The 19,749-nt window shown below is 29.5% G+C and carries 5 protein-coding genes and 1 tRNA gene; 4 read left to right on the forward strand and 2 right to left on the reverse strand.

The annotated features are described in order from the left end of the window. Positions 1-50: 50 nt before the first annotated feature. Positions 51-1,754, reverse strand: a complete 1,704-nt coding sequence (gene ptsP / locus ACXYRQ_RS01175; RefSeq protein ID WP_458614549.1) for a phosphoenolpyruvate--protein phosphotransferase — start codon at positions 1,752-1,754, stop codon at positions 51-53. 223 nt (positions 1,755-1,977) lie between these two features. On the opposite strand from ptsP, the gene ACXYRQ_RS01180 reads away from it, so the two are divergent. From ACXYRQ_RS01180 to ACXYRQ_RS01195, 4 genes are all read left to right on the forward strand, one after another. Further along, positions 1,978-2,061, forward strand: a tRNA-Leu gene (locus ACXYRQ_RS01180). A gap of 38 nt (positions 2,062-2,099) precedes the next feature. Then, positions 2,100-3,182 (forward strand): M42 family metallopeptidase, encoded by a 1,083-nt coding sequence (locus tag ACXYRQ_RS01185; protein ID WP_458614550.1) that lies wholly within the window; start codon positions 2,100-2,102, stop codon positions 3,180-3,182. Between the two features lie 256 nt (positions 3,183-3,438). Continuing rightward, a complete protein-coding gene (locus tag ACXYRQ_RS01190; RefSeq protein ID WP_458614551.1) occupies positions 3,439-7,764 on the forward strand; it encodes a hypothetical protein in 4,326 nt (1,441 codons plus the stop codon). A gap of 8 nt (positions 7,765-7,772) precedes the next feature. Continuing rightward, on the forward strand, positions 7,773-12,962 hold the full coding sequence (locus ACXYRQ_RS01195; protein ID WP_458614552.1) for a hypothetical protein: 5,190 nt from the start codon (positions 7,773-7,775) through the stop codon (positions 12,960-12,962). Between the two features lie 64 nt (positions 12,963-13,026). On the opposite strand, the gene ACXYRQ_RS01200 is transcribed toward ACXYRQ_RS01195, so the two are convergent. Further along, positions 13,027-19,701, reverse strand: a complete 6,675-nt coding sequence (locus ACXYRQ_RS01200; protein ID WP_458614553.1) for a beta-N-acetylglucosaminidase domain-containing protein — start codon at positions 19,699-19,701, stop codon at positions 13,027-13,029. Positions 19,702-19,749 lie beyond the last annotated feature (48 nt).

Here is a 19,749-nt window from a genome sequence, read left to right on the forward strand (position 1 = left end):
TATAAAAGGATGAAAACAAGCACCATATGTGCTTGATTTTAACTTTTAAATTATGATAAAGATTCTGCTAATAATTTCTGAACTTGTTCTTGGTTTTCACATTCAATTGCTTTTTGAGCAAGTTGTTGCATTTGTTTATAAGAAAGTTGATTTACTAATTCTCTACTTGCTAAGATGCTACTTGCTGACATTGAAAATTCATCTAAGCCTAAACCTAATAAAATAGGTAAAGCATTACGATCACCAGCCATTTCTCCACACATACCAACTCATTTTCCGTGCTTATGTCCACCGTCGATGATATGTTTAATTAATCTCAAAATCGATGGATTAAGTGGTTGATATAAATAAGAAATATTTTCATTCATCCGATCTGCAGCCATTGAGTATTGAATTAAATCATTTGTTCCAATTGATAAAAAGTCAGCATGTTTTGAAAACATATCAGAAAGTACTGCTGCAGCAGGTGTTTCCATCATCATACCTACTTCAATTTTATCCTTTGCAGCAATGTTTTTATTAGTTACATAAACTTCATCATATGCTTGGTTATAAAGTTCTTTTGCTGCTAAAAACTCATCAACATTAGTTATCATCGGAAACATTATTGCAACTTTACCAAACTCACTTGCACGAACTAATGCACGAAGTTGAGTTTTGAAAATATCTGGATTTTGTAGACAAAAACGAATTGCACGATATCCTAAGAAAGGATTCATTTCTTTTGGGAAAGCAAAGTATTTTAAAGTTTTATCCCCACCGATATCTAGTGTTCTAATCACTACTCTTTTACCATTCATTTTTTGTACTGCTTCTTTATAAGCTAAAAATTGTTCTTCTTCAGTTGGTCAGTGATCATTATCCATATATAAAAATTCTGATCTAAACAATCCAATTGCTTCAGCATCGTTATCTAAAACGTCTTGTAAATCTTTTGGAGAACCAATATTTGCAGCAAGTTCAACATGGTGAAAATCAGTTGTTTGTGAAGTTTTTCCTTTTAAGTTTTTAAGTTTGTTTAAATATTCTTGATATTCTGTTTGTGCTTTTAAATATACCTTTTGTTCTTGTTCAGTAGGGTTAATAATAACAGTTCCTTTTGATCCATCTAAAGCAATTACATCACCGTTTTTAGTATATTCCATTACTGAATTTGTTCCAACAACTGAAGGAATTGCTAAACTACGAGCCATAATTGCTGTATGCGATGTAGGTCCACCAATATTTGTAACAAATCCCTTAACGAATTTTTTGTTTAATTGTACAGTTTGTGATGGGCTTAAATCTTCGGCAACAATTACAACTTCAGAATTAATTGATGTTAAATCTGGTTCTTCGATATTGTTTAAAGCAAATAATAACTTTTTAAGCACATCCTTGATATCTGCAACACGCTCACGCATATATTCATCATCGATACCTGCAAACATATTCGCAAACTCTGTATATACTTCATTTACAGCATATTCAGCAGTTAATGATTCGTTTTTGATTTTATTTTCAATACTTTCCTTAGCAGCCGGATCCTTTACAAATCCAATATGTGCATCAAAAATTGCCGCATGTTCTGGATCGCTTGCTAAACTTTTAGTATGCTCAAGTTTTGCAATCACTTTATCAGTTGCATTAGCATATGCTTTTAATTCTGAATCTATATTATTTGTATTTTTAGTAATTTCAACAGGTAATTCTTCGATTTTGAATACCTTAGCGATAGCAACTCCACGAGATGCTCCGATTCCTGTAAGTTTCATATTTTCTCCTTTTTGCTTGATATATGATGTTGATATTTTATACTTTTAAAAAAAAGATTATATTAAATTAATTTGTAGTTTTAAAAAAGTATGTAAATAATTCCAATATTAATATAAATATATTTATTTAATATTCTAAATATTATATTTACTAAATGATAAAAATGAAAAATCATCACTTTTGTTTTAAAATTTGCTAAAAAAGTGTATTATTTAGTTAGTTGCCTTAGTGGTGGAATGGCAGACACTGCGGACTCAAAATCCGCCGGAGAAATCCATGCAGGTTCAAGTCCTGTCTAAGGCACCATATAATCAGCATTGCTGATTTTTTTATTAGGAGAATAAATGCAAGCAAAATATCAAGAATTATCTACCAGACTAAAAAAATATATGTCAATTGAAGCAATGTCGCGTTTTGAAGAGCCGGTAGTAGATGAACTTAAAAGAAATATTAAGGGTTTTGAAGTTTCTAGAGATAAATTAGGTTCAGTGATTTTTTACAAAAAATCAAAAGTAGAAAATGCTCCAAAAGTGGTGATTGCTGCACATATGGATGAAGTAGGATATATGGTTCGTTTAATTGCTGATAATGGTAATTTAATGGTAACACCAATTGGCGGTTTGTGACCTTCTGTTGTAATTGGAACTAAAGCAATTGTGGTGAATTCGCAAAATCAAAGATTTACAGGTGTTTTTGGACACACCAGCATCCATATCCAAACAAACGAATCACTTAAAAATGCAGTTAAGACTGATGATCTATATGTAGATTTAGGTTTTAAAAGTAAGCAAGAAGTTTTGGATGCAAAAATAGATATTGGAGATAAAATTTTCATTAGTGGTGAATATGTAGAACTTGCAAATGATTTAGTTGGTGGTAAAGCAATGGATAATCGTGCTGGAGTTACAGCATTAGAATTTATAGCTAAAAATATCGCTGATTTACAATTAGAATGTGATGTCTATTTAGTCGGAACAGTTCAAGAGGAGGTTGGAACTCGTGGAGCTAGAACATCCGTATCAATTATTAATCCAGATGTAGCATTTGCAGTCGATACAGGTGCTGCACACGATACAACTGGTGCTAAATCTGGTACACCAGTTTGTGGAAACGGAGTATCAATTTTAGTAAAAGATTCTGGAACCTTACCAGATGCTAAATTAATTGAATATCTCTTTGAAGTTGCAAAAAATAAACAAATACCTGCATATAAATATGTAGCAGGTGGTGGTGGAACCGATGCAGCAGAATTACAATTTGCACTAGGTGGATCTGCTGTAATGACTATTTCAATTCCACAAAGATATTTACATAGTCCTATTGGTGTTGCATCTTTGGTAGATATCCAAGCAACAATTGATTTAATGACAGAATTTTTAAAATCTTATTCATCAAAAACACATACAGAAAAATTAGCATATAAATAGTCGGTTAGCATCCGATTTTTTATATGCAATCAAATAAAAATTTAAACATTTTTATAAAAAAGTATTATACTATACAAAAATTTCAATAATAGTTTTTAGATATTAAGTTATCACTTATATATCTAAAATAAAAGCAAATAAAAAATGATATTTTAACTAAATATTTGCACATAATTGTTATTAAAATATCTATATATGCTATAAAAACAAAAAAATTATAAGGATTTTGATATCATTAAATTATAAAGGAATCATTATGCGAAAAAAGAAATTTAGAAAATATATAGTTCCTGCTTTTTTAGGTTTTACCACAGTTTCTGCTGTAGCTTGCACTAATGAAAACACAGAAGTATTTGAAAAAAAACAGGTACATCTTAAAAGTGTACAGACTCAAAGTACATTAGATTCAGCATCAATTAAAGCATTTTTAGATCATCCAGTTTCTTCAAATGGCTATTTTTCGTTAACTTATAATAATCAAAATGTTAACGGAACCTTATCAGTCGATAAAAAATCTGTTACTTTTATCATAAACGGTTTATTTTCTAATAAAATATATACCTTTGATATTAAATACAATGGTAAATCATTGAAAACAGCAAAGTTACAAAACCAATTTTTATTCAAAACTAAACCACAAGATAATGTAGAACAACCACAAACACCTAAAAATAATGAACAAACTCCCCCCCCAACTTCAGGTGAGGAAACAACACCAGGGAACCAACCATCAACACCTAATCCATCAGATCCTAAAAAACATAATCCAGAAAATCCTGGTGATTCACAAGAAACAAATCCTAATCCAGGAGATGTCGAACAGACCACACCACCAGGTAACCTTAATTTAGATGGTAATCAAAAACCAAATAATTCATCAGAAAAAGAAAATAACCCAAATCCTAAAAAAGATAATTTTAGTATCTCAAATGTATCGTGAAGTAATGTTAATGCAACCGATGCTACATTAAATTTGAATTTTTCTAATCATACACTTGCTGATGCAAAAAAAAACAATCTTTTAATAACCATTTCAGATGGACAAAATCATACTCAAAATCTTTTAATAACTGAATCTAGCACTTTATCTACAACTTTTTATTCACTTAAACCGAATACAACTTATACCTTAACATCCGTATCATTAAATGGGAATTCTTTAGCTCTACCAAGTAGTAATTTATCATTTACAACATCGCAACAACAAATAGAACCAAGCACACCAGCAAAAGAACAAAAAACATATCATATACAAAATTCTAGTATTTCTAATATCCAAAGTGATAAAGCAAGAATAAATGTTTCATTAGATACATCACTCGATGCATCAGATAATGTTACATTATCACTACAGGATGCAAGTGGGCATCGTTTAGATTTTAGCAATCCTGCTGTAAATAATACTAATCTAATTTTTGATGTTTACAATCTTGCATCACATACAACATATTATCTTGATAACATCCAAATTGGAAGTCAAAACATATCTTTGAATAATCAAACTTTTACTACTAGTGATAACAGTGTGCAATTTAATGCATTGAACTATAGTCTTTTAGATTCATTTACTAAATACGATGAACAGGTAAGTAAATTTAATGCTAAGGATAACTTACATATTAAAGAAATATCATTGATTAATAATAAAATGTTGTGGTTTGCTTTTGACCATTTACCAACTTCTAAAAACAATGATTTCAAATTTACCTTTAACGGACAAAATTACACAACTAAATATAATGGAACATCACAAAATATTTTAGTTGATGTAAGTAATGGTAATTCAAACAATACTATTTCTAACATAATGTATGCAAATCAAGCAGTAGAGTTTAGTGGTAGTGTTAAAGTTATAAATAAAACAGGAACAACTGCTACATATAATGTAAGTTCATTTAGTATTAACAATAACAAAGTTAATGTTAATGTAAGTTATTTACCTAATCAAAGCAATGATAAATATCTTATTACCATCAAACCTGATGTAAATGTCTATGATGCAGATATAGCAGTTGTTGGAACTTATAAAAACGGACATATTGAATCTGAAGGTATTATTAACTTTAATCAAGGATACAATAAATACATTATTTCTGATGTCACAGCATTAAATAACAATTATTCTTTTAATGTTCCCGAAGAAGTTGCTTGAAGTTCAAATCAAACCTTTAATCCAACTATTACAAAAATACAATTTGCTCTTTCAGATGCTTCTACTAATACATATGTAGGAGCAATCAACCTTAATGCTACCGATTCAGAAGTCGAGCAATTTAAAAACAAATATGTTAAACTTACTTTTGTAGACTTAGTGCAAAAGAATACTCCGGCTGATACAAACGATCAAAAACGCAGTTATGGGTATTCATCAGACGGTGGAGATTGATTTGAACGTCAATTTCGCCAAGAAAACACAAAATCAGTGTTTTTAAACTTTGATGAACTTAAAAAGTTTTCTTTCACTGGACTAACCGAAGGAATTACTTGAAAACTAAATCAAGTACAAATTGTTAATAAATATGATTTATCATCTGTTATAGATTATGATGATGAAGGAAAAGATGGTGATAGCAAACATCGTAAATTATCTTTAATTCAGCAAAGTGGAACAACTGAGTTAAAACCAAGTTTAGATGTTTCTAAAAATGCTTATTCAGATGCTTTGGGAACATCTTTTAGTCAAACTAATTTAAATATAACTAATAATTCGCAATATCAAGAATCACAGTTAACAGATAATACAAATGGAGATGTACCAAAATCTATCCCTTTTAATTGACATAACTATATAACATTAAATAATGCTTATTTAAAGAACACATTGTTTTTAACACATTATAGTAGTGATATTAATACTTATGTAGCAACAGCTTATACACAATACAATAATCCATTACCTGTTATAGAATTTGATAATCATAAAGAATATAATTTTGCTGCAATGAAAGAAAGTGTTCTAGATAAAGAAATGAATGAAAATTCTAATAGAACTGAAGTTTATGTTGAAAAAGACATCCGAAATTTCAAAAATTTAGATAGCAATAAAGAAGCAATTATTAATTTTTCTTTTGTGGCAAGTCCAAAACAAGTTAATTTTAGACAATTTTCTTTTGGTAGTTTTGATTGAGCGGTATCTTTTAGTTGAAATAAACTTAATGCAGCAGCTAACAAAACTATTTCTGATATCAAAATAAAATTCTTAGGAAAAACCGAAGATTTATTGAAGAAGATTGGTAGAAAAATTGATTCAAATGACAGTTATCATTTAACATTGACTGACCAACAACTTGAAGATTTGATGAATAAACATCTTAAAGCACAAGTATCATTAAGTGGTGATAAACTAAAAATCTCGTTAATAGCTCGTCAAGGGCATATTAATAAAGATATGTATATACATAATCTTTCTTCAAGTTATTCAACATTTGTTGATAAAACTTGAAATTATTTGTCAATTATGTATTTAAAAAATGGACAACCACTTTCATTTACAAATGAACACACAAAGGCAAAAAATCAATTAAAAATAGATGGATTTGAATTTGATAAAGAGACAAAATTTAAAAGTATTGGTTATAGTGATTCTGATACGCCTGTTAATATCGAAGTTACAACATGATATACAAATTCTTCACCTCGAAATACAGTTCAAGATCATGTTATAACACGTTCTTTTGGAACTTGATGGGGGACAGCTTGGATGATTGGTAAAGTAGATCCAGATAATGAAAATGATAATCGATATTATTTTGGAACAAATATCCATGTACCTGTATTAAATCCTGGATATATATCTGCTCCAAAACCACATACTTCTAAAGAAGATGTTAGCTTATTTTTAGGTGGTTATTGATCTAATACTGGTAATTCAATTTTTTGGACATCTGATAATAACAACAATAAGAGTATGGACGGTAGTTTATCAAATGTCCCTGCTAAAAACAGAACTGATTTTAAAATTCACATCATTGATATTACTGAATTGATAAATTATTATAATCAACATAAAAGTGATGTAAATAAAGAAAATGATCCGAAATTTAAAACAGCTGAACATATCTACAAATGAAAGAGTTTAAAACATAATAAAGTATCTAAAATGGGCCGTTACATCCACCCATATATGTATTATACAATGTATATGTCTTCTTTCCCAGGTTCTACTACATATAATACTAAAAAGAATATCCAAGTTCGTCAAAATTTTATTGGTGACATCTTGTTTTATCCAGGTGATAAAGTTCCAAATGCTAAAACAGAAAAAGTTGGATTTATTAAACGTTTTAAAAATTCTAGTGGTGAGATTATTAATGTTAATGCTAATTATCAACTAACAGGTGGTTCATCAGGGACAGGGTTATATGATCATGAAGGAAACTTTTTAGGAATTCATGCTAATGAAGAAAATGGTGAAGCATCTTCATATTTACTATCTTCACAAAGAATTAATTTCTTTGGTGAATTAAATGATTATAATAATGGTTCATTTGCTTATAAAGTGCAACGATTGAATCGTTTGTATCCTAAGAAGCATAAAATGCTTGATATCTTCAATGAATTTGAAAATCCAATTAAAAAATAGGAGTAATGATGAAAAAGATAAAAAAACTACTTATTTCCAGTGTATTTGTTAGTGCAGGTGTATCTGCTATAACAATCGCTTGTGGAAATCCTGAAACTAAAAATCAGCAAAGTTTTGATGGAAAAGTTGAAACAGTTAATGTTAATAACAACTCAGCAGTAATAAAAATAAAGTTATTTAAAACTTATAAAGCTACTGATATTTCATTACATTTAAGTAAACCAACCCAATATGATATGCCTAATATCAGCATCTTATCTAATATCTTAACTGTAACTTTTGAAAACATAAAAGCAGATACACAATATCAAATTGACCAAATTTTTGCTAACGGAAATGAATTAAAATTCTCTGATTCTGATAAAGTTAAATTGCAATTTAAAACACCTAAAAATCCATATGATGTAAAAACCGATGCAAACATCATAAGTGTTGATTCAGATTCTACAACTGCAACAATCACATTAAAGCTAACAAACAAAAATTTAGATGCAAGTAAATTATCTGCTACCTTAAACCCTACTGCACCTGCATCGATTACATCAAAAGATGATGTAATTACTATTAAATATACCAACCTTACTCCTAATACTGATTATAATTTATCCCAACTTAATATTAATGACACAGTTTTAAAATTATCAAATAATGATCAAAATAAATTGTTCTTTCATACAGCATCTATAAGTACTGATCCACAGATTACTCAATTATCTCTTTCTGATGATAATAGCAAATTATATGTAAAACTTGCTAATGTTGATGCATCAATGTTTGCAAATGAAGCAAAAATTAAATTTAAAAATATTGCTCGCACTCTTACATCGAAACTATATGATGTAAATACACATTTACTTACTTTTGATATTTCAAGCATTACAAAACCTGATAATAATAAATTAGGTATTTCATATTTAGAAATTGCATCAACTCAATATCACAGTAATTTAACCGTTACATTTAATACCTCGAATAATTCAGAAACGACTCCAATGAATCCTATAACACCACCAGATAATCAACCAGGTGGTGAAAATCAAGGCGGACAAGGTGATTCACAAACAAGTCAAGGTGGTTCGAATAGTGAACCACAAAATCCAAGTAATCCAAGTGAGCAAAACCCATCTGATGAAAATGCTCCAGGTAATCAAAATCCATCAACTACTAATCCTGATGAAAACAGTAAACCTATCGAAAAACCAAGACCAACCAAAGATGAATTTACCATTAATTCTATTGATGTAACTGATATTTCAAAAACTTCAGCATCGTTGCGAATTTCATTCACATCAAATAGTAGATTACATGATGCGAATGTGCATACCTTTGATGCATCATTATCTAATTCTAAAAGTTTACAAGTTACAAATTATACCGAAGGTAATAATTTGTATTTAAATTTTTCAAATTTATCATCCAATACAACTTATCAACTTACATCATTTAAATTAAATAATGTTGCTTTAAATTTACCAAACATCAATCCAACATTTAAAACCTTAGATATTAATGCTAAAGCATTCGTAAGTGATAACTTTAAAAAAGTTTTTAACAATTCACATATCTTTGGTATGTATAACAAAGATTTAATAAATGTGAATACATATACAAACACAACTGATTCAGAAATTAAAGCAGATAATTCATTAACTAAATATTTTTCATTCATCGATGGTAGTGATTACAAACATGTTGATAAAGATGTTTTAACTCCACCACAAACAACTCAAATAATTAAGTCTACTATTGCTGATAATACCATTAAATTAGAAATCAAGACTGTTAATTTAGTAAATAATACATCACTTACTTTAAAATATAAAAAAGCAAGCAAGGATTCTCTTGATTCAGCAAGTGAATCAACTGTTAGTGGAACTGTTAATAATAATTTAGTTACTTTTACAATATCAAATTTAACTACAAATGATTTTGTAAAAATAACAGGTTTAAGCAATGGTTCAACTGCTATTAACCATTTTAGTGGATTAAATACTGTTTATGAAAATAAAAACTATACAAGCGAATCAAGTGCTTTTAGTTTTAGTAGTGAGAATGATTTTCAAGCAAGAAGATATTCTAATGGTGATGTTTTTCTCGAATTTACTGCAGCAAAAAAATCTGATAGTTCAAATGTAGATTTTCCGCAATATTTTATTAAATATAAATATAATAATACATTTAACTACAAACAATTCGGAAGATCTGCAATCGTTGGTTTACCAAATGTTAAAAAATACAATGTATATTTACTACCAAATGAAGCACATATTTTTGATAATTATGTTGACTTAGTTTTACAAAAAAACACTGGTAGTGATAGCAAATACTACGATGTCCAAGGTTTTCCTGGATTTAATAATTCATCAGGAACACTTACAAATAACTATAAAAACCCTATTTTAGATATTTTATCTTCTAAAGTAGAAAATAATAAAGTTGTTATCACATATTCACAAACTTTAAATGATACTATAAGTTCAATTAAGTTCTTGGTAAAAAACTTGAACCCTTTTGATCCATATTCAAAACTTATCGAAGCAACAGTAGATAAAAACAACAAAACTGCATCATTTGATACATCAGTGTTACCTAAAAACATCTCTAAATATATCATTACTGCTGCACAAGTAGGAGATGAACAAACAGGATTTTCATTTTTAGATAAATATAAATTTAGCACCAGTGTTTCAACTAAAACCTTTAATTTATCTAAATTTACAACATATTTAGATGAAAGTAATAAAAAATTATACGGATCAGCAAAATTTGATTTTGCTGATGAGGATCTAAAGTTGTTCAAAAACAAATGAATTGTTTTTGAACTAAATCCCGAGATTAAAACAGGAAGTACTGAAGCATACGGGTATGTTTTACCGCCGACATTAAAATTGATTGTTCCATTTGAAAAATTATGAAAATTCCAAATTTCTGGATACTTTGAGAATGCTAAATATACTATTTCAAAAATTTATGCAACCGAGAAACAAAGAATGGATATGTATTATGATAAATTTAGTATTCCTGCTAATGTCGAAAAATCATTTAGATATCATTTTAATTATTCATCAAACGGAAGCAGTCCTTATTTATTAACTGATAATTCTGAAAATACTATGACAACAACATATTCAGATAACGATTTAATCACTCAAAATAAAAACTTAACCGTTGATGACTTAATTGGTTATTGAATGAAAGATGAAACAAAAAACAAAATCCCTTATTCATTGCAAAATCATTTTGCTTTGGTTGAATATGAGCGAATGTGAAAATATCGTAAATTAGAAGATGATAGTACAAAAGAAAAAAAGAACTTTATTTTAGTTGATGATAGTGGTAAGCAACTTGACTTTTTCTTCTTTACACCACGTGAAATTCTTTCTCATACTATTTTTAATTTTGGTAATAACCATCATTCTATTTGAATTGAAAAAGACTTAGATGAATATAAAAACTGAGAAAGTTTTAAAGATGATGTATATTTTACCTTTAGATTTGAATTAGAAAATACTAAAATTATTATGAGTAAAACTAACCGTAATTCATCTGTTCCGGTTCCAAGAGGATTACTTTCATTTGTTAATGTTTCAGTTTCTTTTAAAGAACTTTTAGCAAAACATACTATTAATGATGCTACTTTTACAATTACTCCAAGAAATGAAGATGCATTGTTTAATCAAACTTTATTTGCAATGATGAAAGATCGTTATTCATTTAAAGTAACTTATGATAAATCAAGTAAGAAGTTAAAATTAGAAGTTATACCAAAACGTTCAGATATTTATTTTACCGATATTTTATCAGAACATATTTTGGCTAATAAGTCATCTGCTTTTGTTGGAAATGTCTTTTTAACAATGAATTATGTTGATGATAAAAATAACCCAACTAAAAATCCAACTTATCAAGGAAAACCACTTAAAGATTCAATGTCGGTATCATTAACTGAAACTATTCAATCACGTCCACAAGCACAAGAAGAGGCAAAAACTGTTGCTTCATACGATAAATTCCAACAAACAACTAAACTTAAAAGTGAAGATGGCATAGTTAAACGTTTATTTTCTGATGATACCTTTAATGTATTAACTGATGTACGTCGAAGAACTTTTGCTTTTGATTATCATGGTCGTGGAACATGAGGATTATTTAACAAGGTAAAACCTGATGATGCAAGTGATCATCGCTACTATATTGTATCCAACTCACATAATATCGATTTATTAGACGATGCTAATGCATCATGAGCGCGAAATGGACAGAGTTTAGATGGATTAGATATTGAACGTAGAACTAGAAATAATATATTATCACCAATCTTTATAAAAAAACCGACTGATACAACAGATGCAAATCAACAAAAACAACAACCAATTTTAGAAGGTCATGGTTTAGGACAAAATATGATTAGCAATTTAAGTATAGAAATTGTTTCACACTTTTTTGCTAACGGTAAAGATATTCAAGATTCATACAAAGATCCATATTTTAAAGACTTTCGAGATAATTATGGTAATGAACTTAAAACTGGAGAAAAATATTCCGATGTTGATGTAGCTATTATCGATATTTCATGATTTGAAAATAACTTTGCAGAGAAAAATATCGATGATACTAATTTTACTTTCCAAGGACAAAAACTTACCGAGGATCAAAAGCGAATTATCAAATTCTTTTTAGATTGAAAGAATGCTAAACCAATTAAAATCTCAAATGAATTATTACATCAAAATGCTTATAATAATTTAAACTGAATTGTCGGTTCGATGCCCGGACAAAATTCTAAAAACCCTGATTCACCAACAGGAACTGGTCAAGCACGCTTTCGTGAGTATTTATTAGGTAATTTTAGATACCAAGGAAAAATTAACAGTGTCGGTTCTTTAAACCATCAAAATGATACCATTGTGTATGGATGAAACAGTGTGGATTTAGCTGCTGGTTCATCTGGATCAAATGTTTTTGATAGTCAAGGTAATTTAGCTGGTTTAGTTACCCAAGATCAATATGGTGCTACCGCTAAAGAAGGAACTGCATCAATTATGCTACTTGATGGCCAAAGAATTGGATATATCGGAAACGGACATCATCCACAAAACCCATATTCATTTTATGAAAAAATACGTTTACTTTCTTATTTATTCCCAGAACGTTATGGAGCAAAAAACTTTTCTGATCAACCTGCTGATTTATTTTAAAAAAACACCACAACTGATGTGGTGTTTTTATAATCAAAAAGCAGCCTATACGGCTACTTAGAGATTATTTCTTGCGCTTTTTCATAAATCACCATACAAAGATTCCAACAATACTTAAAACAACTAATGAAGCAACAACAGCACCTATAATAGCACCAGTATTACTTGATTTACCAACAGGTTTTTTATTTTCTTCTTCTTTTGCTTTATCTTTTTGCGCTTGTTCTTGCTCATTTTTTGTTTTTAGATCATTTTCAAACTTTGTAAGTTCTGCTTTAAAGTCGCTAAGTGATTGTAAGGTTTTGGTAAGATTTTGATATTTAGTTTTCAAATCTTGAGCTTGTGCATTATTTGCAGGAAGTTTTGCAAGCATATCTTGCACTTGTTTATCAAGAGCATCAAGTTCCTTTTGCTCTTTTTCAGCTTGTGCATCACGATCTTGTTTTTCTTGGGCTAATTGTTTATTAATTGCATCTTTAACTGCTTTAAAATCATTAATATCAGTGATTGAATTAATTTTGAAATTAAAGGCTTCTTGTTTTTTTGTGTCAGTTACTTGTTTATTTAAATCAACTACTTCTGCCTTAGCAGCATCGAATGCTTTTTGGTTTTGAACTTCAAGATCATAAGCATTATTTGCATTGGCTGTAACAGTATTAAACTCTGAAACTTCCTTAGCAGCTTCTAATTGCTTAATTAGATTATTACGTGTATTAACATCTTTAATTTTAGCTACGGCTTCAGAAGCATCTGCGTAAGCTTTTGCTCGCTTATCTGCTAGTTGTTTAGTTAAATTACTACGGATTTGTTTGATAATATTGCTAATATCGTCTTTGGTTGCAGATGATATTTTGCTTGCAAAATCAGCTTTATCATCTAAATTAGCAAGCAATGAATTAGCAAGGGTTTTAGCAGCATCTAATTGATTTTCTGAAATTACCAAACTTTCTTGTGCTAATTCCATACGAGCTTGAGCATCTTTGATATCTTGTTCACTAACACGGTTGATATCTTGTTGAGAGTTTTTAATTTGATTAAAGACTCTTAGATAGTTATCATATGAATCAGGTGTATAAAGATTATTAGTATTTTCAATTTGTTTTTGAGTTAGTTGTTCATAGTAGTAGATCAAACGATTACGTTCTGAAATTGATTTTTGAGTTAATGCTTTTAAATTAGTTAAAGCATTATTTACTTGATCTGCTGTTACATTAGGATTTGCAAGAGTATAATGTTGCGAATCAACTAAGTCATTTAATGCTGAAGCAAGTGAACTAAAGCGATGTTGGTAGCGATCAGTAAATGCATAGGTGTTATTTTCTAAATAATCATTGTATGCTTTTAACATCTTAGAACGATTCGAAGCAACTAGTTCTGTGAATTTAGCCTTATATTGGTTATTTAAATCGCGGTATCCAAGGGGATCGAGATCATCAGTTGCTAACTTAGTATTAATTTGATCCACAATTGCTTTTAAAGCTTGATAAGATTCATTAGTATAATCAATTTTATTTAATGTTCCGAAATTATTAACATTAAGCAATGCTTGTTGATATGGAACATCAGATTTTACTAGAGCATTTTTAGCAGTATCATATGCACTTGAAAGATTAGTTACATCAGCAGTAGAAATATTACCTTTATTTTTAAGAGCATTTTGGATATTTGATAATGCTACATCATATTGAGCAAATGAATCTGGAGTATATAAAATATTATCAGTATTTGTTGCAGGCTCTTTTATTTTGGTTTCCAAATCAGATGTATTAGTTGCTTTTGTGACAGCTGAATTTTTAATACTATCTGCCATTGCTTTAATTTCATTAACAGTTTGTTGGGTTAATAATTCATCAGTTGCAGCAGCAGTTGTAGCTAATGCTTTAACTTTATCATAACTTGCTTTAGTTGCATCGGTTCAACTATCATATTCAGCTGGATTGGTTTTAATGGTATCTAAATCAGTTTTAGATGTATCGGTAGTTTGATTTTTGAAGAATCCGACTATTTCAGCTATCTTAGGTTTATTAGTAGTTCATTTAATTTCAATTGATGTGATTGCTTTATTACTTTTTCTTGGTACTTTAAATTCAACTACATTATTAAATAAAGTTCCTAATTTAGTTTGTGTCGTATCAGTAGATGTGCTAGAAGTATCAATGATATTTGCATATACTTCAGCATTTGAAGGAACACCTTCACTTACTATTCTTAGATCACGACGGTTGAAATAATCTTTTTCAACATATCATTTAATATTTCCATTATCTGATTTAGGTTCATAATAACTATGGATATCAGCATCTAACATCTTATCAGGTGTGGTATTTTGTGAAGTTTCTGAATATGATGTTCCGGTAAATCTTGGATCATTATCAGCTGCTACATATTCACCATCATTGACTAAAATTTGATTAAAGGTTAATTTACGATCTGCTGGATAATTTGCTTTAATAGTAAATTTAATGTATCTAGCTTTAGTATTTGGAGTTATATTAGATGATGCTCAATATTTTACATCTGGATGGTTTGAATCATCTGTTGCATTATTAGTTTCACCTAATCTCGAATTTGAATCGGTATCAGTAGTAGAATCACCGATGGTTAACACATCAGTTCATGAAGAAGAAGAAGAAGAATTAGTAGTAGCTACACTAACAACCAAATCTCTCGGATAGTCTTTGGTATATTTATCAGCAAAAAGTTTTAATGATTTTAAAGTTACTTCGCGACCTAAATCAAAGATTAGATTATCATCTTTAACAGGTGGTTTAGCAAAAATAACTTTGCTATTATAATCTCCATCAAAAGCATTTTTTAAGGTTCCAAAATCAGCATTTAAGGTTCCTGAAACAAAACTTCCATATGGTTTATATTCGACAATATGTGCTTTTAAATCTTTAAATTGCATTGATATAGCATTACTTGATTCATCGGTTTTGGTATTCTTGATACGAACATAACGCATTTGGGTTGGCGATGCTAAAGTATTGGATGTCATATCGGTTCAGGTGTATCCATCGGTTGAGTATTGTGTTTTTAAGGCTGAATCTGGCGATGTTCCGATGTTTTTATTAATAGTATCAACAGTATAAACATTTCCTAGATCTAATCCCACACTTTCATCTTTATTTAAATTAACAGCAGTTGCGGTTTGTGGTGTTGTTTTATTAAATAATTCAAAGGTATCACCATTTCTTTTGGTTAAGAAGTTATCATTTGATGCTGGATGTGAACCAAGATACTTATCAGTAGGTTGTTCTATTTCAGTATAACTAATATCACGAATTCTCCAAGGAGCATCGATAGTTTTATTTGCTTTAATACGTACACCGGTAACAAGTCCTCATGCAGATGGAATTGATACTTGTTGGTCTTCAGATACTGATGTTAATTCAACTTTATTAGTATCTGGTGTTTGATCATTTATCTTAGGAAGAATAATAAGATTTGGAACTAAACCACTTGGGTCTTGTTTGATATTCAATGTAGATAGTTGCACCGGACGGGTGAATTCGATATCAAAATAATCATTTACTTGGATGTTTTTATCACTAGCAGCATGATCGATAATTGCTACAGTATTTGGATTTGAATCAAGTGCATTATTAAAACTACTTGAACGATCTGGTGTTAAGGTTGAAGAAATTGATAATTGTGGTTTAGCCTTATAATTTGGTCCATAAACAGCGATATCATTAATTCTTCACCAATAATTTGTAGTTGAATTTACTTTAAATCTAAAATCTTGTGCATTTGCATAACCACTGATTGCTAGGATATTAGAGTTATTATTATTAGTATTTAATGTAGTTGAACCAAATTGTTTTCATTGAGTAGAAGTATTAGAATCAGATGGATCTTTATACTCAACAGTGATTGATGATACGACATCGGTATTAGTATTTCATCCTTGTTGTAGTTGGATTTCAGTAACAACTTGTTGTTCATTTAAAGAGAAACCTAAGGTTTTACCTTCAGAAATTTTATCATCATTTGAACCAGAAGTAGTTTGTGGGTTTGAAAATTGTGATTCAGTTGTTTTTAGTCCATCGGATAAATAAGTAGTATTATTATTTTTATTAATTAAAGTGGTATTGGTAGAATTATATGTTACATTAGAATATTTTTGTGGGTTTTGTGGGTTTGGACGAAATTCTAATAAACGCATCCATTTTTTTCGTCCATTACCTGTTTCTTGATCAACTAATTTCACTGCAATTACATTATCAATTGGACTAAAAATAAAATCTTTTCCGTATACATCATTATTTGTATAAGAAATATTAGTAGTTTGATTATTAGGTGAAGTATATGATGTTATATCATTTCAATGAGTAGAACCTGCTAATTGATATTGTAATTTTGAAGTTAGAAAATAATCTTGATTATTTGCTCAGAATCTTAGATGAACCCCTCATAATGTAGTTGGTTCACTAAACTTAGCACCGATGTAATCTCCAGTTTTTAGAGTCGACATTGTTCCATCATGTGAATTTTTATAAATAATTTGGTTAGTATTAAATGGTTTGAAAGCATCTTGTAGGTTTGTAGAACCAAATGGATTTTGCATATTGGTAATAAATGTAGTGGTATGTGTAGTTGGTTGCAAAGTATATCCATCAATTTTACTGTCTGCTCAGTTCATCAATACATCAGCAAGTGGTTGGATGTATTGAACAGCAGGTTCTACTTGGATTAATTGTCCAGATAACACTACTTTGTAATGATTACGAGCATTATAAATTACATCTTTTGCTGCTTGCACTAGTTGTACAAATTCATCCTTATTATTATTTTTAAATTCAATAACGGCTTGTAATAATGAAGAAACTCCTTTAGTAAGTTGTTGGAAAGATTGTAATCATGGTTTGATTTCAACTAAAAGTTGCGGGATATCTTTTGATGTTAATAAAGTGTTTAAAGAATCTAAAATAGTTTGAAAAGGTTGAATCAGCGGATTTACATCTGTTGCTGTCACAGTATCATTATTTAGTTTTTGAACTAATGTATTTATAGGTTGTTGGATATTTGCTGATTCATCTAAATCTGGTTCTGGACTAAAAACTTGTCCTTTGTTAACAAGGTGTTTAGCTACTTCTTTATATGCTAAAGAAACTGGTGAATCTTGCTCTGAGTTATTAATTGAATGTTTAAATGCTGCAGATAATACCTTATTAATTTCATCATCAGTTTTTCATTTCTTTCATCCATAGTTTGCTCCACCAAACATTGCAATCTTTGATGCTTGTTCATATGGAGATGCATTTAAAAATAATCCTGTAAATTTAGTAGTATCTGGATTTGGTTTTAAAAATGCTTTATAACCACCTAATATTAATTTAGATTGTGTAGTTTCTGTATACGGTCAATTAACTCAAAGAATTGGACTGTTAAGTGTATATGACTTAGATGATTCATAAGAATTGGTATGATTAACATAAGAGTTAGTAAATGTATCATCTACAGTTCTTTCGCTACCACCACCCATAATTACTTGAACTTCTGATGGAAAGTCTTTAAAATATTCTTCACCAGTACCAGAATATTCATTAACTAAATATGGAAGAGTAACTTTTAAATTCGGATAAACTTGTTTTTCTAATTTCAATCAAGCAACTAAATCTGATAGTAATTTTTTTTGCTGTGTTTGACTATCGTTGTTTTCTGGTGTTGCTACAGCACCAGATGTAGCTTGTCCTGAACTTGAATCACCTTCAGAACCATTATCTGTTGCTTGTGCAGCAGGAGCAGGATTAGGAGTACTATTAGTACTTTGGGTGCTTTCAAACGGTTTATTAGGTCCATCGGCAACTAATCCAACTTGACGTACACCAGCATCGATAACTTGTTTAAATTTAGCTTTAAGTTTTTCAAATTTCTCTGCATAGTTTGCTTTGGTAAATGCATCAGTTCCTACAAAAGGATTTAATGTATAAATAAAACTTACCTTTGTTGCAGCAGATGTAGAAGCTAAATCCTTAATTTTAGTTAATTCATCTTCTGTGTTTAATGTAGATCATTGAGTATTTGTTTTTAAATCATCTTTGGGTGCATAAAAGTATGCATTAAGTTTATAGTAACTTCCTCACTTCATATAATCTTTAGAAGCATCTAATGATCATCCATCGCCATAGTATCCTTGGATAACTCCACGGGTTGCTACATCAGCTCAATCCTTGATTTCAAAGTCTCTGATTTTGCTTCCATCCAGTTGTTTAAAGATATGTCACAAAGTTGTAGCACCATCAAAGGCTGCTTCTGTATTTTTAGCAACTAATGTAATGTAATTAGTAGTATAGTTGCTATCTTTTACTGATTTGGTATCTAATTGATATGATTCAATTTTTGAATCTAATACAGTATCAAAGGTGATTCCAAGTGATTTAATTTGGTTATCAACCAAGTTATCAGAATCATTTCTGATTCCTACTAAAATATTTGTCTTACCAGGGATAACCCTACGAGTTTGACTATAAGTAAGATTTTTAAGTTTTAAAACTTCCTTGAAGCGATTTATGGTTGCATTATCAATACCATCTTCAAAAACGATATTTACATCATTAGAGATTAAAAAATCTGAATTTTGATATGTAATGCTTTGCACTCCAGGGTAAATTTCATATGTAGTATTATTTGATGCTGCTGGTGAACCAGCTGACACACCAACTGAGATACTTGCTATCAAACCAACACTACCGGCAGCAGCAAGTAAAGTTTTAACTTTCTTTTTTAAATTCATATTACCTCGAATAAATATTAAAGGTATATAAATATATTGAAATTATAT

The sequence above is a fragment of the Mycoplasma sp. 394 genome (assembly GCF_054353895.1).